General features: G+C 71.1%; 15 protein-coding genes. 7 read left to right on the top strand and 8 right to left on the bottom strand.

The genetic code is table 11. The features are described 5' to 3' along the window. Positions 1 to 129 precede the first annotated feature (129 nt). Together ACZ6ZQ_RS18470 and ACZ6ZQ_RS18465 are read left to right on the top strand one after the other, a co-directional pair. Entirely contained in the window at positions 130 to 879 is a 750-nt protein-coding gene (locus tag ACZ6ZQ_RS18470) for a hypothetical protein (protein WP_469769548.1), read from the top strand. Positions 880 to 1,120: 241 nt separating this feature from the next. Continuing rightward, positions 1,121 to 1,372, top strand: coding sequence for a hypothetical protein (locus ACZ6ZQ_RS18465; protein ID WP_469769547.1), 252 nt, complete (start codon positions 1,121 to 1,123; stop codon positions 1,370 to 1,372). A 517-nt stretch (positions 1,373 to 1,889) separates the two neighbouring features. Here the strand turns inward: ACZ6ZQ_RS18465 and ACZ6ZQ_RS18460 are convergent. Genes ACZ6ZQ_RS18460 through ACZ6ZQ_RS18440 form a run of 5 tightly spaced genes read right to left on the bottom strand, consistent with a single transcriptional unit; the run spans position 1,890 to position 7,800 of the window. Then, the gene (locus ACZ6ZQ_RS18460; RefSeq protein ID WP_469769546.1) at positions 1,890 to 3,161 is read right to left on the bottom strand and encodes a styrene monooxygenase/indole monooxygenase family protein; all 1,272 of its coding nucleotides are present in this window, start codon (positions 3,159 to 3,161) and stop codon (positions 1,890 to 1,892) included. Between the two features lie 47 nt (positions 3,162 to 3,208). Then, positions 3,209 to 3,832, bottom strand: coding sequence for a GTP-binding protein (locus tag ACZ6ZQ_RS18455; protein ID WP_469769545.1), 624 nt, complete (start codon positions 3,830 to 3,832; stop codon positions 3,209 to 3,211). Further along, complete coding sequence (locus ACZ6ZQ_RS18450; RefSeq protein ID WP_469769544.1) at positions 3,813 to 4,226, bottom strand: DUF742 domain-containing protein; 414 nt, start codon at positions 4,224 to 4,226, stop codon at positions 3,813 to 3,815. The genes ACZ6ZQ_RS18455 and ACZ6ZQ_RS18450 overlap by 20 nt, the downstream gene beginning before the upstream one ends. Further along, the gene (locus tag ACZ6ZQ_RS18445; protein ID WP_469769543.1) at positions 4,223 to 4,705 is read right to left on the bottom strand and encodes a roadblock/LC7 domain-containing protein; all 483 of its coding nucleotides are present in this window, start codon (positions 4,703 to 4,705) and stop codon (positions 4,223 to 4,225) included. Before ACZ6ZQ_RS18445 ends, ACZ6ZQ_RS18450 begins: the two co-directional genes overlap by 4 nt. Continuing rightward, positions 4,702 to 7,800: a sensor histidine kinase gene (locus ACZ6ZQ_RS18440; RefSeq protein WP_469769596.1), complete on the bottom strand. Its 3,099-nt coding sequence runs from the start codon at positions 7,798 to 7,800 to the stop codon at positions 4,702 to 4,704. Before ACZ6ZQ_RS18440 ends, ACZ6ZQ_RS18445 begins: the two co-directional genes overlap by 4 nt. Before the next feature lie 372 nt (positions 7,801 to 8,172). Between ACZ6ZQ_RS18440 and ACZ6ZQ_RS18435 the strand changes: the two genes are divergently transcribed. Continuing rightward, positions 8,173 to 8,955: a protein phosphatase 2C domain-containing protein gene (locus ACZ6ZQ_RS18435; RefSeq protein ID WP_469769542.1), complete on the top strand. Its 783-nt coding sequence runs from the start codon at positions 8,173 to 8,175 to the stop codon at positions 8,953 to 8,955. 141 nt (positions 8,956 to 9,096) lie between these two features. Here the strand turns inward: ACZ6ZQ_RS18435 and ACZ6ZQ_RS18430 are convergent, their stop codons facing one another. Further along, positions 9,097 to 9,588: a MarR family winged helix-turn-helix transcriptional regulator gene (locus ACZ6ZQ_RS18430; protein WP_453664371.1), complete on the bottom strand. Its 492-nt coding sequence runs from the start codon at positions 9,586 to 9,588 to the stop codon at positions 9,097 to 9,099. A 203-nt stretch (positions 9,589 to 9,791) separates the two neighbouring features. Here ACZ6ZQ_RS18430 and ACZ6ZQ_RS18425 point away from each other — a divergent pair, with 203 nt between their 5' ends. Then, entirely contained in the window at positions 9,792 to 10,628 is an 837-nt protein-coding gene (locus ACZ6ZQ_RS18425; RefSeq protein WP_469769541.1) for a lysozyme, read from the top strand. A gap of 147 nt (positions 10,629 to 10,775) precedes the next feature. On the opposite strand, the gene ACZ6ZQ_RS18420 is transcribed toward ACZ6ZQ_RS18425, so the two are convergent. Next, the gene (locus tag ACZ6ZQ_RS18420; RefSeq protein WP_469769540.1) at positions 10,776 to 13,607 is read right to left on the bottom strand and encodes a M4 family metallopeptidase; all 2,832 of its coding nucleotides are present in this window, start codon (positions 13,605 to 13,607) and stop codon (positions 10,776 to 10,778) included. 195 nt (positions 13,608 to 13,802) lie between these two features. Here ACZ6ZQ_RS18420 and ACZ6ZQ_RS18415 point away from each other — a divergent pair, with 195 nt between their 5' ends. The 3 genes from ACZ6ZQ_RS18415 to ACZ6ZQ_RS18405 all read left to right on the top strand — a co-directional run bounded on the left by ACZ6ZQ_RS18415 (position 13,803) and on the right by ACZ6ZQ_RS18405 (position 16,610). Continuing rightward, positions 13,803 to 14,807, top strand: coding sequence for a helix-turn-helix domain-containing protein (locus ACZ6ZQ_RS18415; RefSeq protein ID WP_469769539.1), 1,005 nt, complete (start codon positions 13,803 to 13,805; stop codon positions 14,805 to 14,807). 148 nt (positions 14,808 to 14,955) lie between these two features. After that, on the top strand, positions 14,956 to 15,672 hold the full coding sequence (locus ACZ6ZQ_RS18410; protein WP_469769538.1) for a trypsin-like serine peptidase: 717 nt from the start codon (positions 14,956 to 14,958) through the stop codon (positions 15,670 to 15,672). Positions 15,673 to 15,797: 125 nt separating this feature from the next. After that, the gene (locus ACZ6ZQ_RS18405; RefSeq protein WP_469769537.1) at positions 15,798 to 16,610 is read left to right on the top strand and encodes a phytanoyl-CoA dioxygenase family protein; all 813 of its coding nucleotides are present in this window, start codon (positions 15,798 to 15,800) and stop codon (positions 16,608 to 16,610) included. A 336-nt stretch (positions 16,611 to 16,946) separates the two neighbouring features. Here ACZ6ZQ_RS18405 and lon read toward each other — a convergent pair whose 3' ends face one another. Continuing rightward, entirely contained in the window at positions 16,947 to 19,349 is a 2,403-nt protein-coding gene (gene lon / locus ACZ6ZQ_RS18400; protein ID WP_469769536.1) for an endopeptidase La, read from the bottom strand. Between the last annotated feature and the right edge of the window lie 71 nt (positions 19,350 to 19,420).

The raw sequence follows: 19,420 nt of genomic DNA, 5'->3' as shown, positions 1-19,420 counted from the left end.
GCCGCCACGCCGGGCAAGGGTCCGATCGGCCCGTCGCGGGTGACCGCGTTGGGCCGGTTCGGCCACTCGTGCGGTCGTCATACGGGCACGGCCGCATCATCTCCTGTGGAACCCACCAGAGGTGATCGCATGTCGGGCACAGTGCTTCGGTCCGTCCGTACGGCCGCGCTGGCGACGGCGCTGGCAACGGCACTCGCGACCACACCGGCGGCCGCCTGGCCCCCCAGCCCTCCGTCGACACCGGCGCACGCCGCGCCCGGGGGGCCCGGAGTGTCTGCGCCGGAAGCGTCCGCGTCCGGCGCGGCGGCTCCGAAGGGCATCGCCCAGCTCCTCACCGAGCTCCAGGAGCTGTACCGGCAGGTGGAGGAGGCGGGCGAGGCATACGACGCGACCGAGGAGCAGCTCACGGCACAGACCGCCGAGACGCGGCGGCTCAACACCGATCTGGCCAGAGCCCGATACGCCGTCGCCCGCAGTCGCGGTGACGCCGGACTGCTGGCCAGCCGGCAGTACCAGGGCAGCTCCGAACTGTCGGTGTATCTGCACCTCCTGCTGGCTCGCGACCCTCAGCGCGCCTTGGACCAAAGCCATCTGATGGAGCGTGCGGCCAGCAGCAAGCGGGCGACGATCGCCCGGCTGGAGAGCACTGCGCAGTACGCGAACGCGCTGGCGACGCGATCCCGCAAGGCGCTCGACCTCCAGCAGGCGCTGACCGAGAAACGGCGCGAGCAGCGCGACACGATGGAGGCCCGGCTGAAGGAGGTCGAGGCGCTGCTGGCCTCGCTCTCCGCGCAGCAGCTGGCCGCACTCGGCGCGCTGGAGCGCAAGAACAAGGACGAGGCGCCGGACCAGACGGTCGGGCAGATCGGCACGCCGTAAGCAGGGCTGTCCTGCGTTTGCCGGGGTGCAGGGGGTCACCCACGACTGGTCGTAGCGGCTGCGCTCCCGATCTCGGAGCCGATGGCGGCAGAGCTGTCAAGTCCCGAATTTCAGCGGCATGACGTGACTCGCCCGACGGGGCTCAATGGATACACGGGTTCACGCAGAACAGGTGGCCCACCGACATCGTCGGGAACAGCCCCGGCGGCGCGATTTCACCCTTTTCACGAGGAGCACTCCCATGTCCCGTACCCGACGTATTGTTCTGCTCACCGCCGCGACCGCCCTGGCGGCAGGGTCCGCCTCGCTTTCCTCCAACGCATTCGCCGCCCCGGCGTTGCCACAGCCCGAGAGCGCAGTCACGGTCGCGGATTCCGCCACCGCATTTTCCACCGACGACGACTTCGGTTTCGACGATTTCGACTGGGGTTCTTACGACGACGATTCCGACGACGACGACGACGATTCGGACGACGAGGAATCCGACGACTGATTCTGAAACGCGGTCTTCTGCGAGTGACGCCGGCAACGGTGACACCGAGTGGTCGACCGACGCTCATGGGTAGCGGGGCTCGCACCCCGCTACCCATGAGCCGCGCCCGGACTCGCCATCCCCAAGCTCAGGTCCGGCAGCTACTTCCCGCGCCGGCCTCTCGAACGCCGCCGCTCGTGCAGCAGCCGACCGGTCGCGGCGTACAGCTCCTGCCCCTGAGCGTTTCGAATGGCCGGCACCCCTGGCTGCAGGTGTGTGGTGGCCACCTGCACCCGTGCCCGTGCAACGCCGACTGAGTGTCCAACTGCGCTACATCGGCCTCGAACTGAGGCGGACCAGCGCCCTCCGCTCGGGCGGAGGGCGCCGTCCTGCACCGCGCCGCGGGGCGGCAGCCGAGCGCACCCGGATACCTCTCGTCACGGCACCAGCTAGCCGGAACGCCTACCGTCCCGGGCCGTCTGCGGGCCGTCCGAGGGCGCCCAGCGACGACCAATGACGACCAACGACGACTTCCGCATCACCGGCCAGAGGCCTGCGCAGCCTCCGCGACCGAGCCCAGGTAGGCGTTGGTCTTGTCCGGCTCGTAGAAGAAGTTCTCGAAGTCGGCCGGGTTGTCGAAGCCGTTCGCGAACCGGTCGGCGACCGGCTGGAGCTCGCCCGCCGCGCCGATCAGGTTGAGGACGTGCTCCGGCGGGACGCCGAGCATCGCGTTGGTCCACTTGGTGACGTGCTGGGCGGTGTCCCAGTAACGGTCGAAGGTGGACTGCATCCACTCCTCGTCGAACGGCTTGTCACCGTGCTCGGTGATCGACGTGAGGTAGGAAGCCGCGCACTTGGAAGCCGAGTTGGAGCCCTGTCCGGTGATCGGGTCGTTGGCGACGACGACGTCCGCGACACCAAGAACGAGACCGCCGCCCGGGAGCCGGCCGATCGGGTTGCGCACGGTCGGTGCGTACCGGCCGGCAAGGGTGCCGTTGGCGTCCGTCAGCTCGACCTTCGTGGCGCGGGCGTACTCCCACGGCGTGAACTTCTCCATCAGCTCCAGCGTGAGCGACAGATGCTCGGCCGGGTCCTTGACGCCCTGGAAGACATCGAGCGGACCGCCCGGGATGCCCTCCCAGAAGAGGATGTCGGCCCGGCCGGACGTGGTGAGGGTCGGCATGACGAAGAGCTCGCCGACGCCCGGCACCAGGTTGCAGCGGACCGCGTCGTAGTCCGGGTGCTCGGGGCGCGGGCCGAGGCCGTGGACGTAGGAGACGGCGAGGGCGCGCTGCGGCTCGGCATACGGGGAGCGGGAGGCGTCACGGCCGAACATGGAGACCAGCTCGCCCTTGCCCGCGGAGACCAGCACCAGGTCGTACGTGCGGGAGAAGTAGTCCAGGTCGGAGACGGCGGCACCGTGGATGACGAGCTGGCCGCCGCGCTGCGCGAAGGTCTCCATCCAGCCGGCCATCTTGACGCGCTGGTCGACCGACTGGGCGTAGCCGTCGAGCTTGCCGACCCAGTCGATCACGCGCTGGACTGCGTTTGTCTCAACTGCGGGCGGGCCGGCGACGGAGACGCCGAGGCCCTCGATCTTCGGGGCCTGGGACTCCCAGAAGTTGATCTGGAGGTCGCGCTCGTGCTGGAGCGCCGTGTCGAACATGCACTGCGTGGACATGACACGGCCGGACCGGATCTCGTCCGCCGTGCGGTTGGACATGAGAGTGACTTCGTACCCGTGCGACTGCAGGCCGAGGGCGAGCTGGAGCCCGGACTGACCGGCGCCGACTATGAGGATCTTCCGCATGACGGGTCTCTTTCGTTGATCAGGACTGCGGGGGACGGGACTCGGGACTATTCGGGCGTGACGTCGAGCGCATGGCCCACTACCGCGAGCAGCGACTCGATCACCGTGATCCGCTTGCGTGCGTCCATGATCACGACCGGGACGTGCGGCGGAACGGAGAGGGCCTCCCGTACGTCCTCGGCCTCGTAGGCCGGGGTCCCCTCGAAGTGGTTGACGGCGACGACGTACGGCAGTCCGCAGCTCTCGAAGTAGTCGAGCGCGGGGAAGCAGTCCTTCAGCCGGCGGGTGTCGGCCAGAACGACCGCGCCGATCGCGCCGCGCACCAGGTCGTCCCACATGAACCAGAAACGCTGCTGACCCGGTGTGCCGAACACGTACAGCACGAGGTCGTCGTCGAGGGTGATCCGTCCGAAGTCCATCGCGACGGTCGTGGTGAGCTTGCCCGGCGTCGCGGTGAGATCGTCGGTCTCCTCGCTCGCCTGGGTCATCAGTGCCTCGGTCTCCAGCGGCGTGATCTCGGAGACCGACCCGACGAAGGTCGTCTTGCCGACGCCGAAACCGCCCGCGACCACGATCTTGGTGGCGATCGGTGCACGGGTGCGGTCGTTCTGCCAGGCCTGTACGTTCTCGTCCTCCGCGACGGCGGGGAGGTCAGAGACGGCGGAGTCCACTCAGCACCCTTTCGAGCAGCGCACGGTCGGGCCGGCCGTCGCCGTGCCCGGTTCCGTACACACGTACCTTTCCTTGGTCCGCCAGGTCGCTGAGGAGCACCCGGACGACCCCCAGGGGCATCTTCAGCAGCGCCGAGATCTCGGCGACGGTACGCATACGGCGGCAGAGCTCGACGATCGCCCGCATCTCCGGCATGACGCGGGAGACCAGGTTTCCGTTCGTCAGCTCCTTGCGCTCGTCGGCCGCTTCGAGCGCGGCGACGAACGTCTCGACGAGGAGGACGTGGCCGAAGCGGGTACGGCCGCCGGTGAGCGAGTACGGGCGGACCCGGGCGGGGCGTTTGCCCTCGCCGCGCACGGGGAGCCGAGGAGCGGGCTGTGCGGCGGACGTCACTGGGTGCTCTCCATCGATTTGCGCAGCTCACTGCGGAGTTCGGGGGTGAGTACGTGTCCGGCGCGGCCGACGAAGAGCGCCATGTGGTACGCGACGACGCTCATGTCGCAGTCGGGGGTGGCGTGCACACCGAGCAGCGAGCCGTCGCTGATAGACATGACGAAGACGCTGCCCTCCTCCATCGCGACCATGGTCTGCTTGATGCCGCCGCCGTCCATCAGCTTGGCCGCGCCGATGGTGAGGCTGGCGATGCCGGAGACGATGGTGGCGAGGTCGGCGCTGGAGCCGCGTGGGCCGTCCTGCCGCTGCGGGACGGTCGGACCGGCGTTCTGCGCGGGGTCCGACGACAGCAGCAGGAGTCCGTCGGACGAGACGACGGCGACGGAGCGGACTCCTGGTGCCTCCTCCACGAGGTTGCCCAACAGCCAGTGAAGATTACGGGCTTCGCTGCTCAGCCCGAATGTGCCGGTCGCAGTCAATGGCGTGCCTCCTCGACAGTGTCCCCCGATTCCTCGCTCTGTGCCTTCTGTTCCTTGATGTGCTGCATCGTCTGCGTGGCCTCGGCCAGTTCCGCCTCCACGTCGCGGCGCCCGTCCTTGGCTCCCTGGTGGAAGCCGCCGAGCCGGCGGCGCAGCGCCTCCGCGTCGATGGAGGACGCGCGCTCCTTGGGCGCGGCGGCGGGCGCGACGACCTTGGGGGTGCGCTTGGGCAGCCCCTTGTCGGTGACCGGCTCCTCGGCATCGCCTCCGTCGGCGACGCTCCCCCAGTGCCTTCGGCCTGGGGGGACCCCCACCTCGCTGCGCTCGTGGGCGTCGGGCTCCGGCGCGGGGTGCGGGAGGCGGACCTGGAGGGTGGTCTCGGGGGTGGGCGTGGGAGCGGGGGCCGCCGAGAGCTCGGCCTGGGCCTCGGGCCCCGGCTCGGGCTGGGACTCGGGCCGGGGCTGCGGCACGCGCGCCTCGCCCAGCGGCTCGTGGGCCTCGGCCTCGGACGCGGCCGCCGGCTCGGCCTGGGCCTCGACCTCGGCCTCAACGCCCGGCTCGACCTCGGCCTCAACGCCCGGCTCGACCTCGCCCGCGGTGTCCGGCTCTGCCTCGGCCGCGGTGTCCGGCTGCGACTCGGCCTCCGCCCGTCGGACCGCCGCCTCCGCCGCCGCCACCAGCGGGTCGCGGGCGGCCGATCGGCCCGGGAGGGCGTTGGAGTTGGCCTCCGCGACCGAGCCCGGCAGGTTCTGCGTAGGGGCGGCACCCGGAACGGGCGACGTCTGCGGGGCCACGGTCGGCGACCCGGTGGGCAGCAGAGCCTGCGGCAGGACGACGACCGCGGCGACGCCGCCCTGCTTCTGCTCGCGCAGCTGGACGCGTACGCCGTGGCGGCGGGCCAGCAGCGCGGTCACCCGCAGCCCCAGGCCCTCCCCCTCGATGTCGAGGTCGGTGTCGGCGCCCTCGGGGTGCGGGTCGGCGAGCCTGGCGTTCAGCTCCTCCAGCCGTGCGGAGGCCATCCCAATGCCCTCGTCCTGCACGGAGAGCATCACCTCGCCGCTCTCCAGCAGCCAGCCGGAGAGCTGGACCTGCGCGTCCGGCGGCGAGAAGGACGTGGCGTTCTCCAGCAGTTCGGCGACGAGATGACTCAGGTCGTCCGCAGCGAACCCGGCGATGTGGGCGTGCGGCGGCAGGGACTGGATGGTGACACGCTCGTACCGCTCGATCTCGCTGACGGCGGCGCGCATGACGTCGACGAGCGGCACCGGGCCCGCGTGGCCGTGCCCGTGCTCGGAGCCGGCGAGCACCAGAAGGTTCTCGCTGTGGCGGCGCATGACCGTGGCCATGTGGTCGAGCTTGAAGAGGGTGGCGAGCCGCTCCGGGTCCTGCTCGCGCTCCTCCAGGTTCTCGATGACGCCGAGCTGCCGCTCGACGAGGCCGAGGGTGCGCAGGGCGAGGTTGACGAAGGTGTGGCTGACGGTGCGCCGCAGCTTCTCCAGCTGCTCGGTGACCTCGGCGGTGCGCTCCTGGAGTTCCGCGCGCTGTGCGGCCAGCTCCTCGCGGGCGGCGGTCAGCTCGCCTCGGTCGGCGTCCAGCCGCTGCGTCCGGGTGCCGAGGTCGAGCAGTTTGCCGTGCAGGGTGTTCAGGGACCGTACGACCTGGGCGAACTCGTCGTTGCGGCCCGTGAAGCGGATGGGCTCCTCGGCCTCGGGCGCGGCGGCGAGCCGGGCCGCGCCGATGCGCAGCACGGCGAGCGGGCGGGTGAGGGTGCGGGCGACGGCCGCCGAGATGCCGATGGCGACGAGCAGACAGCCGCCGAGCAGCGCGATGCGCAGCTCCAGTGCGGTGACGTCGTCGTCGCGGAGCTGCTCCAGCCGCTCGACCTGGGCGGCGGCGAGCGAGGACTCGACACCCCGCATCTGCTCGATCCGGGCGGAGAGCGAGGATTCGAGCTTCTCGCGGTTGGACTTGCGGTCCTTCTGGGAGAGCTCGGGCTGGTCGGTGAGGTGGGCGAGGTAGGCCTCGGCGGTCTTGACGTCGGGACCCGTGACGGTGGCGGTGAGACGGCTCCGGGCCTCGCTGCTCGCGGCCTGGTCGAAGTCGGCGAGCGCGGCGAGTTCGCGGACGCGGGCCTGCTGGGCGGCGGCGCTGAGGACGTTGCGGGCGGCCTCGGCCTTCTCGTCGTCCTCGTCTTCGACGGGCAGTCCGGTGACCGGGTCGACGGACGGGCCGTCGTTCGCCGGGGCGGGCACGGAGAGCGCGGCGAGCAGCAGCCCGCGGGCGGCGGAGGCCTGCTCGACGGCGAGGCCGAGGGCGGTGGAGCCGCGTGTCCCTCCCCCAGACTCCGTCCGGGGGGACCCCCAGGCGCGGGCCGGGGTCTTCTCGGCAAGCTCGTCGGCCAGCTGGTGCAGCCCGGTGATGATCTCGGCGTACGCCTTGTACGCCTCCAGGGCGTTGCCCTTGCCGGTCAGCGCGGTGCGCCGGACGGACGGCACGGAGGCGAGGTCGCGGCTCAGGTCGGCGTGGCCGGACGGGACGTTGCCGCGGATCTCGTCGATCTGGCGGTCGACGCGGGCGCTGCGGCTGCCGGAGATCTTGCGGCGGTTCTTCTGCTCGCCCTGCTGTTCCTCGCGGCCGGCCGCGATGTACGCGGTGACCTCGTCGCGTTCGTCGGCGAGGGAGTGGGCGAGAGTGACCGCCTGCAGGTTGAGCTCGGCGAGGGTGACGAGTCGCTGGGACTCCGTCAGCTCGTCGGAGGCGATGAGGATCGCCGGGGCGCCCGCGGCGATGACGGTGAGGGAGACGGCCGCGACACCGGCGACGAGCCGGCGGCGTACGCGCACGGGACGTCCGCCGGGGACGAGTGAGGGGTCGGAGGCAGCGCGCGCCTCGTGCGACGGCGCGGAGAGCGCTGAAGGCAGTGAGGACGCCGAGGGCTCGGAAGGCGCAGACTGCACGGAAGGTCCGGAAAGCCCTGAGCCGGAATGCCCTGAGCCGGAAAGCTCTGAGGGCGCCGGGGGCGCAAGAGGTGCCGATGCCCCCGAAGACGCCGTACCGCCCATGCCGCCCTTGCCCCGAGGCCGCTTCTTCTGCACCGGTGCTCGCATTCTTGACTCGTCCACCCTTGAAGCAGAGGTGATGGCCGGTCATCACGAGAGTCCCCACCCCTGGCACGGCCTATGACCATTCCAGCGCTTTTGGGAGGGAGACGCGCATCGGCCGCTCCGCCACACGAACGAGTGAACATCACTCAGGAGTTGGCGAACAACTCGTTCGCCCGTACCTTTCCCGCCTCCGCCGGGCGTCGGTTGGACCTTCCGCGCGGGCTTTGGCAGGATGCGCGCCCGCAGCCCGCCGGAGTCGGCCATTCCCCCAAAAGGCCGCTGGTCGCGCGGGTGGTACAGGACAATTTGAGGTTCTGGCGGGCTTCGTGAAGGACTCGTGCGAGGTGTTGCAGACTGGGGACCATGCGCTTCGAACTCGTCAGCGTGCCCGGCGCCCCCGAACACCCCGACGAAGACTGGGCTTCCGTCGCCCTCCCGGCCTCGGGCCAGGGCGGATCCCTGGTCGTCCTGGACGGGGTGACCCCTCCCAAGGGGGACGACGGTTGTGAGCACGGGGTGCCGTGGTTCACCGCGCGCCTCGGCGGAGCGCTGATCGAACTGTCCGGTTCACGGCGGGATATGCCCCTGGCCGAGATTCTCGCGCTGTCCATCCGGCGCACCGCGGACGCCCACCGCGACAGCTGTGACCTTTCTCACGTGCGCACGCCTCAGGCGACGGTGGTCGTCGCGCGGTGGAACGAGGAGTCGGTCGAGCATCTCGTGCTCTCCGATTCGACGCTGCTGCTGGAGTCGCCGGACGGTGTCGTCCGAGCCGTGCTGGACGACCGGCTGGACCGGATCCCGCGCGAGGTACTGCGCTCGCTCAGCGCCACCGATGCCCTGCGCAACCAGGAGGGTGGCTTCTTCACGGCGGCCGCGGACCCCGAGGTGGCACAGCGCGCGGTGACGGGACGCACCCCGCGCTCGGAGGTACGGGCGATGGCGGCGCTCACGGACGGGGCGTCCCGCTGGACCGACCTCTTCGAGGAGGGCGGTTGGGCGGACCTGATGGGTCTGCTGCACAAGGAGGGGCCGCACGGGCTGGTCGCGCGAGTGCGGGCGCTGGAGAAAGCGGACGCGGCGCGGGGCGGGAGCCTGCGCTGGAAGACACACGACGACGCGACGGCGGTCTACGCGGAGCTGTAGCCGCGCGCCGCGGGTGGCTGCCTGCAGGTGGGCGCCTACAGGTGGGCGCCTACAGGTGGGGCGCCCACGGATTGTCCGTGCCCACGGACTGGTGCCCGCGCACGGTCGGCCTCGGCGGAGCTGTCGGCGAGCCCGCGACCGTCAGCCTTCGGCTCGCATGTTGAGCTGGTGCAGCAGCCGGGCCAGTTCGGCGACCTCGCCACGGTCCCAGTCGGCCAGCTTCCGTACGTACCGGTCGCGGCGGGCGTTGCGCACGCTGCGGAAGCGGGCCAGCCCCTCGTCGGTGAGCCGCACGAGCGAGGCGCGCCCGTCGGCCGGATCGGGCTCCCGGGCGACGAGGCCGAGCTGCTCCAGCGCGTGGAGCTGGCGGCTCATGGTCGCCTTGCCGACGCCGAAGTACGCGGCCAGGTCGGTCGCACGCTGCGGGCCCGACTCCTCCAGCCGCACGAGCAGTCCGTACGCAGCGGGCTCCAGCTCCGGGTGGACCTCGCGGGCCATCTCCCCGGACGAGGCACGGGCGCGGCGCAGGAAGACGGCCAACTCGCGCTCCAGGGCCAGGAACTCATGGAACTCGTGGTCCACACCATTCCCACCCTTCGGGTCGGCTTCACTCCCCGTACCGCTTCCGTGCACGTCAGCACCCCTCGCGCGCTTTTCCGTCGATGAAAGTTTCTTTCTGCGGCTGCCGTTGTCGCAGCTCGCCCAGTATTTCGCAGGCGTAGACCAACGGCAGGGACCGGCCCCTCTTCCGCCGGTGGGTTCCCGGTCCTTAGCTTCATTTATGGCATGTCCACACCATGCCGGTTTCCCCCACCGAGGCCTTTCGGAGGCACGCAATGTCCGTGCACAGATCCGGAACGACCAGACCCGGACGGGCCACCACCCGCTGGACCGTGGCAGGCGTCCTGCTCGCAGTCCTGGCCCTCCTCCTCACCCTCCCCGGCGCGGCTTCCGCCGCGGACGCGCCGGCCCGCGGCTCGGCCCGTATGGGCATGGGCGTCGTCGCGCACGACGGCCAGGGCGGTCTGCCGCGCGACAGCCGCGCCGTCCAGACCGAAGGCGTCGACGTCTCCAGCCACCAGGGCAACGTCAACTGGTCCTCGCTCTGGAGCAGCGGCGTGAAGTGGGCCTACGTCAAGGCCACCGAGGGCACGTACTACGAGAACCCCTACTTCGCGCAGCAGTACAACGGCTCGTACAACATCGGCATGATCCGCGGCGCGTACCACTTCGCCACCCCGGACACCACGACCGGCACCGCGCAGGCGGACTTCTTCGTGAACAACGGCGGCGGCTGGTCCCGCGACGGCAAGACCCTCCCGGGCGTGCTGGACATCGAGTGGAACCCGTACGGCGCGTCCTGCTACGGCAAGTCCCGGTCCGCGATGGTCACCTGGATCCGCGACTTCCTGAACCGCTACAAGTCCCGTACCGGCCGTGACGCCGTCATCTACACGGCGACCAGCTGGTGGACCGAGTGCACCGGCAACTACAGCGGCTTCGGCGCGACCAACCCCCTCTGGATCGCCCGCTACAACACCACCCCGGGCACGCTCCCGGCGGGCTGGGCCTACTACACGATGTGGCAGTACACCTCCACGGGCCCGATCGTCGGCGACCACAACAAGTTCAACGGGGCGCTGGACCGGGTCGTGGCTCTCGCGAACGGCTAGTGCCGCGACCCCTGCCGGGGGTCCGGGGGTCGCCCCCCGGAAAATGCAGCAACGGGGCGCTGGACCGGGTCGTGGCCTAGCGCCCATCCGACGACAGAACCCCCGGTGCGGCCTGGCCGCGCCGGGGATCCCTGTCACCTCACGCGGTCAGCCGCAGAGGCCCGCCGGGCGGGTGCGGGTGACCAGGTCGGTCCAGCCGGTCGTGCCGTCGATCCAGACGACCTGCCTGCCGGAGACCGCGGCCGGGGAGAGCTGTTCACCGCGGTTGCAGGAGACGCGCTCCTGACGGCTGCCGTCCATGGTCAGCTGCCAGAGCTTCGGCAGCGTCTCGTTGCGCCACTGCGTGTCGGGCAGCTGGCTGTTGACGGTGACCGCGTCCTCGGAGACGGTCAGGTCGAAGGCGATCAGCGCGCGGGGCTTGGCCTCGGCACTGATGTCGTACGCGTTGCTGCCGTCGAGGGAGGCACGGCGTACGCCCATGCGGCCGTCGTCGTTCAGGTTCTCGTCGGTCAGCCAGAAGACATGGCTGCCGTTGAGGCCCGTCTGGCCGATGCCCTGCGGGTCGCCGAGCTGCTCGGTCAGTTTCTTCGTCCCGGCCTTGAGGTCGTAGATCTCGACGCCGAGCTTGTACTCGGTGGCGCCCGGGTACAGCTTGGCGTACGCGAGCTTGCCGTGCGCGATCGACGGCAGAGCGGTGCCGAGGAGGAAGCTGCCGCCGTCCACCAGCGTGGGCTGACGGTCGCCGGGCCGCAGGAAGGCGACGTGGCGGTCACCGAAGATGCCGTACGTCTCGAAGGCCACGACGCCGTTCTCGACCCGGAGCCCCGCGATGTCGCTGTTCGACGTGTACAGCTTCTTGATGGGTCCGCCCGCGAGCGGACGGGACAGGATGTCCAGACTGGTGGTGCCGTACGCGGCCCAGACGACGGTCTTGCCGTCCGTCGCCGGGTAGACGTGGTATCGCCCGTCGTTCGGGCTGACGAGCTTCGGCGTGCCCTTGCCGTCCGCTCGGCCCGCGTAGACGGAGTACGGCTCGGAGCCGTCGTCGTTGGACCTGGAGACGGTCCACCAGCCGCCGCCCGCCTGGACACCCGTGCCGGCGATGTTGAGCTTGCCGAAGAGCTGGTCGGAGTCGACGCCGAGGGCGTCCTCCCAGCCCGGCACGATGCCGTGGGCGTTGAACGACCGCTTCACGGCAGTCAGCTGCTGTGCCTCGACCCCCAGGTCCTTCGCCGCGGCGAGCACCGCGCCCCGGCCCTCGGTGAAGCCGTCGAGCGGGGTCATGTACTCGGACAGCGCCTTGTACACGATCCGGTCGGCGAGCTCGCCGCCCAGGTCCTGGCGCATGTCCCACAGCGCGCCGGAGAAGATCGTGGAGTTCAGGTGGACGCCGCCGTTGTCGGTGCCGTAGGTCACGCCGAGGAAGTTCTTGGCGGTGGTGGCGCCGTCGTCGAGGTTGCGCAGGGCGCAGTCGCGCGGTGCCTTCGTACGGCACAGGTCCTCGCCGATCAGGCCGGCGTTCGGGTCGTCCATGGACTGCCCGGACGCGGTGACGTCGATCGCGTTGCCGAAGTAGTCGGCGAGGGCCTCGTTGAGGGCGCCTGACTGGCCGGCGTAGACGAGGTTCGCGGTGTTCTCGACGACACCGTGGGTCATCTCGTGGCCGACGACGTCGAGGTCGGCGGAGAGCGGCTTGAACTCGTCGTCGCCCGATCCGTACACCATCTTCTGGCCGTCCCAGAAGGCGTTGACGAAGGAGCCGCCGAACAGGGTCACGCCGACCAGCGAGTTGACGGCGGTGCCGCGGCCGTCGAGCCCGTTCCTGCCGTGGTTCTCCTTGTAGTAGTCGTAGACCTGGCCCGCCGCCCAGTGCGCGTCGACCGCGCCGGTGTCGGTGGCGTCCTTGCCGAAGTCCGCCGCCGCGGAGCTGAACACCTTGATTCCGGCGGGCCATTGGCCGACGGCATCGTTCACGTCGACGCTCGACGCGTCCCACGTGCTGAGCGTGTTCCTGCTGCTGTCGGCCATGCGCGCGTAGTCGGTCATGACGTACTGGCCGCGGGAGGCGTCGAGATAGAGATCCAGACCGACCTTGGTGCCGTTCAGCCGCACACCGCTGCCCTTGGTGCCGGGGTGGGCGGCCGGATCGTCCGCCGCGGCCCTGGCCGGGGCCTTCCCGGCGGCGGTGTTCGGTGCCGTGCCGGGGGCGCCCGTCGCGGCCTCCGGCCGGGTCAGGGTCCTGAGGCCGCTGTACTGCAGCACCGGGTAGCCGGACCGGGCGTCGACGTAGACCTGCTGCAGCACCGGCTCGCCGGTTGCGGGGTTCGTGCCGCGTACGGTCACGTGGTACGCGAGCACGCCCTCGCCGCGCGGGATGACGACGAGTCCGCCCGCGGTGCCGCTGAGCGCCTTCGCCTTCGCGGACTTCTGGCCCTCCTCGCGCACGGCGTCGGCCTCGGTCAGCTGCCCGCCCCCGAGCCGCCGGGCGGTGGCGGCGACCGCGCGGCGCACCGCCATGTCCTTCGCGACGGCGGGCTCCGTGCCGGTCGTCAGACCGGTGAAGTACTTGCCGGAGGTGCCGGTGACGACGCGCTTGCCGCCCGCGTTCTCCATCCGTACGACGTACTGGCCGCCGAGCACGGGGATTCCGCGGTGCTTCTGCTGGAGCCGTACGGTCTCGTCCGCGCCGCGCTTCAGTGTCCCGAGCGGGGCGAGGTCGCGCCGCGGCTCGGCGATGCGGTAGCGGCTCTCCTTGGCGGCGAGGTGCCCGCGGGCCGCGTCCGCCGGGGCCGCCTTGGCGTCCACGGCCTCGTGCAGGCCGTCGACCAGGGCGGGAGTCGCCGTGTCATCCCCCGGAACGACCTCGACGGGCGGTGCCGGCGGCGGGGTCGCCGCCTGGGCCGGAACCGCGGTGATCAGAAGGCCGGCAGCGGCCAGGAGCGCGGCGAGACCGGCCCCCCTGGACATCCCCCCGGACATGCCGGGTCTCGGTCCTCCATGGTTCTTGCTGGGCTTGCGCACAGTACGTACCCCTCCCACGTGCTTGGTCAGAGCCGGTTCAGGTGGTCATGGCCATGCAACCCGTGAGGTGCCAACCGATCAATGAGCCAGGTGCGTTGACAAGTGGGCATGCACACTTGTGTGCCCCGTGAAGAGAGAGTGAGAATTCCCCGCATGATCGAGGGGGAGTTGCACACCCTCGGCCTGGGGGCGGTCGAGGAACGCGCGTACGAGGCCCTGTTCAAGGAGCACGCAGCGGGGACAGAGGAGTTGGCTCGGCAGCTGAAGCTGCCGCGGCACCAACTGCAGGCGGCTCTCGACCGGCTGGTCGAGCACGGGCTCGCGCTGCCGCCGCGCGCCTGCGGTGCGCTGCCCCGCCCGGCTGCTCCGGCCGCCGCGATCCGTACGCTCATTCACCGCCGTCAGGCCGAACTGCATATGAAATCGGCCGAACTGGAGCGATTACGGATGACCGCCGACCAGCTCGCGGGCCGGCTGGTGTCGGGGGCGCCGACCGCGCCCGGAGGCGGCATCGAGGTGGTCAGGGGGCAGCGGGCGATCGGGGAACGGGCCGATGACCTGCTGGCCTCCGCGGAGCGGGAGGTGGTCATCCTGGACCGGCCGCCGTACGTCAAGGGGCAGCGGGGCGACGGCAGTCCGGGGCCGCACGGGCTCGACATCGAGGGCCTGCTGGACCGTGGGGTGGTGGTGCGTACGGTCCTCGACCGGGACGGCCTGTCGACGCCGGAACGGATGCGTTCGCTGAGCGCACTGGTGGAGCGGGGCCTGCGGGCCCGGATCGCACCGGCCGTACCGACCAAACTGATCGCCGTCGACCGGCGGATCACGCTCCTGCCGCCGAGCGACGCGGCCGATCCACGGGCGTCCGCGCTGGTGATCGGTGAGGGCCTGCTCGGCAACGCGCTGGTGCCGCTCTTCGAGACCGTATGGGACCGGGCCACTCCGCTGGGCGGCTCCGGCGGGCCGCTGCCGACGGCGCAGAAGGAACTGCTGGCGCTGCTCGCGGCCGGGCTCAAGGACGAGGCGATCGCCCGTCGGCTGGGGGTGCATGTGCACACGGCCCGGCGGCGGATCACGCGGCTGCTGGAGTCGTTGGGCGCGGAGACGCGCTTCCAGGCGGGAGCGCAGGCGACCCTGCGGGGGTGGCTCGACATGTAAGTGAGTAAGGATGGTGAGCATGCAGGGAAGCGAGGGAAACGTGGGGTGTATGCGCTGGAAGAGGCCCGTTCTGTGGTCCGCCGTCGCTGTGCTGACGGCGGCCGCGGCGTGTGTGGGGCCTACGGCTACGCACTCCGCGGCACCCCTCATGCCCGCCAAACCCCGCCCCCGGGCCAAGGGGCCAGATCCGCAGACCTCGGCCGTGCCGTCCGACGGGCTCCGCTCGGTCGGTGTGCTGCTCGACGACAAGGACCACTGGTGCACGGCGAGCGTCGTCGACAGCCCGCGGGGCAATGTCGTCGCCACGGCCGCGCACTGCGTCTTCGAGTACGGGACGTACGCGAGCGACTTCTCGTTCGCCCCGGGCTTCCGGGGCGGCGGGAAGGGCTCCGCCCCGTACGGGACGTGGAAGGTCGCCGCGATCCAGGTCGACGACCGCTGGCGCAAGGACGAGGACGACGCGGTCGACTACGCCTTTCTGACGCTGGAGCCGGACGCGCGGGGCCGTGAGGTGCAGGACGTGGTGGGCGCGACGGTCCCCGACTGGTCGTCGAAGCCGCGCCGCCGGGTCACCGTGGTCGGTTACCCGAATCCGGACCACAATCCCGCGAACCGCCCGATCACCTGCACCACCGACGCCCGGCACGACGCCGACCAGCCCGCGGAGATGGTCCGTATCGAGTGCGCGGGTTTCTGGGACGGCACCAGCGGCAGCCCCTGGCTCGCCGACTATGTGGACGCGGACCGGCCGGGCCGGGTCATAGGCGTCCTGAGCGGCGGCGATACGGACACCGAGTCGACAGCGGTGCTCTTCGACGCGCATGCCCGCGCGCTCTACACGAAGGCGACGCGCGCGCAGGGGTGACCGGGGCTCCGCAGGGTGGTTGCTTCCGGTCTCAGAGAGGCAAGAAGGGGCTCGGTGAACACCCGACAAAAGCGGTGCGGAGAATGTCGGGTGACCGGGACCGGTGTCGCCGCACGATGGGGGGCATGGACGACACGACCTTGGTATCCCGCTTCCTCCGCGACGGCTTCGTGAAGTTGGAGGGCGCCGTCGCGCCGCGGGTGGCCGCGGACTGCGCGCGGCTGCTGTGGCGAGAGACGGGCTGCGACCCGGATGATCCGGCGACGTGGACGCAGCCCGTGCACTGGGTGGCCGGCATGGCGCAGGGGCCGTTCGCCGCCGCGCCCAACTCCCCGTCCCTGCAGCGCGCGTACGACCTGCTCGTCGGCGCGGGACGCTGGGAGCCGCGCTATTCGCTGGGCACGTTCCCGCTGCGCTTCCCGCACGAGGAGGAGCCGGACGACGCGGGCTGGCACATCGAGGGGAGCTATCTGCCGGAGGGCGAGAGCTGGTACTTCACCAATCTGCGCTCCCGGGGCCGGGCGCTGCTGATGCTGTTCCTGTTCAGCGAGGTCGGTGAGGAGGACGCTCCGACCCGGATCCGGGTCGGCTCACACCTCGACGTGCCGAAGGTGCTGGAGAAGTACGGGGTGGACGGGGCGAGCGGGCTGGCCCTTGCGCCCGATCTGGTGGCGGCGTCCGACCATCGGCCCGTCGCCCTCGCCACCGGGTCCCCCGGCGACGTCTTCCTGTGCCATCCGTTTCTGGTGCACGCGGCACAACCGCACCATGGGGTGAGGCCGCGCTTCATGGCCCAGCCGCCGCTGATGCCGGCCGCGCCGTACGAACTGGAGCGGGCCGACGGCGCGTACTCACCCGTGGAGACCGCGATCCGTCGGGGCCTGGGACGGGACACCCCCGGTCCGGACGGGGAGGGCACCGACTGCAGCGCCGCGTAGACATGCTTGGGCAGTGCCTGGAACTGGGCGGAGAACCAGGGCCCGGGCAGGGCACGTCCTGCAGCGCCTGCCGTTATCGGCCCGGTGGCTTCCCCGTAGCGCGAAGTTCCGTAAGCCCCACGGAAGGCCGGACTCGTTCAAGGCCTGCCTGGAGAAACTTCCCCCGGCCTCGATCGCCGGCGGGGTCGGGTTCTCGGGGCCTCCACCCCGCGCTCCGGCGCCTCGATCGCCGGGCGGGCTCAGAATGAACCCGTCCGGCGATCGAGAACGGACGCGCGGGCTGCGCCCACGGGAACCGGCGCGCCTCTCCCGGTGCGGCGCCCCGGTTCACACGGTCTACGCCGCCACCGGCACCACGACCTCCGCCGGAGCCAGGGCGATCTCCAGGACCTGGCGGACGTCGGTCACCGGGTGGACCTCCAGCTTGTCGAGGACCTCGGCCGGGACGTCGTCCAGGTCGGCCTCGTTGCGCTTGGGGATCACGATGGTCGTGGTCCCCGCCCGGTGCGCGGCCAGGAGCTTCTGCTTCAGACCACCGATCGGGAGGACGCGGCCGGTCAGCGATACCTCACCGGTCATGGCCACGTCCGTACGGACCAGCCGGCCGGAGAGCAGCGACGCCAGCGCCGTGGTCATCGTGATGCCCGCGCTCGGGCCGTCCTTCGGGACCGCGCCCGCCGGGAAGTGGATGTGCACACCCCGGTCCTTCAGATCGGCGACGGGCAGTTCCAGCTCGGCACCGTGCGAGCGCAGGAAGCTCAGCGCGATCTGTGCGGACTCCTTCATGACGTCACCGAGCTGGCCGGTCAGGGTCAGCCCCGCGGCTCCCGTCTCGGGGTCGGCGAGCGACGCCTCGACGTAGAGGACGTCGCCGCCCGCACCGGTCACCGCGAGACCGGTGGCCACGCCCGGCACCGCGGTGCGGCGCTCGGCCGGGTCCTGGGCGGACTCGGGAACGTGGTGCGGCCGGCCGATCAGCCCGCGCAACTCCCCTTCCGTGACGGTGAACGGCAGCTCCTGCTCGCCCAGTTCGTGCTGGGCCGCGACCTTCCGGAGCAGCCGCGCGATCGCCCGCTCCAGGTTCCGCACGCCCGCCTCGCGGGTGTACTCACCGGCCAGCTTCCGCAGCGCGGACTCGTCCAGGACGACCTCGCCCGGCTCCAGGCCGGCCCGCTCCAGCTGACGCGGGAGCAGGTGGTCACGGGCGATGACGACCTTCTCGTCCTCGGTGTAGCCGTCGAGCCTGACCAGCTCCATCCGGTCGAGCAGGGCCTCGGGGATGGCTTCCAGGACATTCGCGGTCGCCAGGAAGACGACGTCGCTCAGGTCGAGTTCGACTTCCAGGTAGTGGTCGCGGAAGGTGTGGTTCTGTGCCGGGTCGAGGACTTCGAGGAGCGCCGCGGCCGGGTCGCCGCGGAAGTCGGAGCCGACCTTGTCGATCTCGTCGAGCAGGACCACCGGGTTCATGGACCCGGCCTCCTTGATGGCGCGGACGATACGGCCCGGCAGCGCGCCGACGTACGTACGCCGGTGGCCCCGGATCTCCGCCTCGTCCCGTACTCCGCCGAGCGCGACCCGGACGAACTTCCGTCCCATCGCGTGCGCGACGGACTCACCGAGCGAGGTCTTGCCCACGCCGGGCGGGCCGACGAGCGCGAGAACCGCACCCCCGCGCCGCCCGCCGACCACGCCCAGCCCCCGGTCGGCGCGCCGTTTGCGCACCGCCAGGTATTCGGTGATCCGTTCCTTCACGTCCTCCAGGCCCGCGTGCTCGGCGTCGAGGATCGCCTTGGCACCCTGGATGTCGTACGCGTCCTCCGTCCGGTCGTTCCACGGCAGCTCCAGGACCGTGTCGAGCCAGGTACGGATCCAGGAGCCCTCGGGGCTCTGGTCGCTGGACCGCTCCAGCTTCTCGACCTCCTTGAGGGCTGCCTCGCGGACCTTCTCGGGGAGGTCCGCGGCCTCGACCCGGGCGCGGTAGTCGTCGGACTCGTCGCCGTCGGACTCGCCGTTGAGCTCGCGCAGCTCCTTGCGTACGGCGTCGAGCTGGCGCCGCAGCAGGAACTCCCGCTGCTGCTTGTCGACGCCCTCCTGGACGTCCTTGGCGATGGATTCGGCGACATCCTGCTCGGCGAGGTGCTCGCGGAGCTGCTCGGTGGCGAGCTTGAGGCGCGCGACCGGGTCGCTGGTCTCCAGCAGCTCCACCTTCTGGGCGGTGGTCAGGTACGGCGAGTAGCCGGAGTTGTCGGCGAGGGCGGAGACGTCGTCGATCTGCTGGACGCGGTCGACGACCTGCCAGGCACCGCGCTTCTTCAGCCAGCTGGTGGCGAGCGCCTTGTACTCCTTCACCAGGTCGGCGACGGAGCCGGGCAGCGGTTCGGGCACGATCTCCTCGATCTGGAGACCCTCGACCCAGAGGGCGCCGCCGGGGCCGGTCGTACCCGCGCCGATCCGCACCCTGCTGCGGCCGCGGATCAGCGCTCCGGGGTCGCCGTCGGAGAGCCGCCCGACCTGCTCGACGGTGCCGAGCACACCGGTCGCGGCGTACGTCCCGTCAATGCGCGGTACGAGCAGCACTCTTGGCTTGCCCGATGCCGAACGGGCGGCTGCCTGGGCGGCCTCCACCGCGGCCCGTACGTCGGCGTCGGACAGGTCGAGCGGGACCACCATCCCGGGCAGCACGACCTCGTCGTCGAGCGGCAGCACAGGAAGCGTGAGCGGTGTGGACGTCAAAGCCATGATCTCCCCTTCGGCAGTCAAGTTGAGCTGTACGGACTCAATGCAGAAGGGACCTTCGATGTTCCCCCGGA

It is taken from the genome of Streptomyces sp. NPDC053673 (assembly GCF_055585225.1).
Note: the sequence above shows the minus strand (reverse complement) of the source record. Positions and strands in the feature narration are given on the sequence as shown.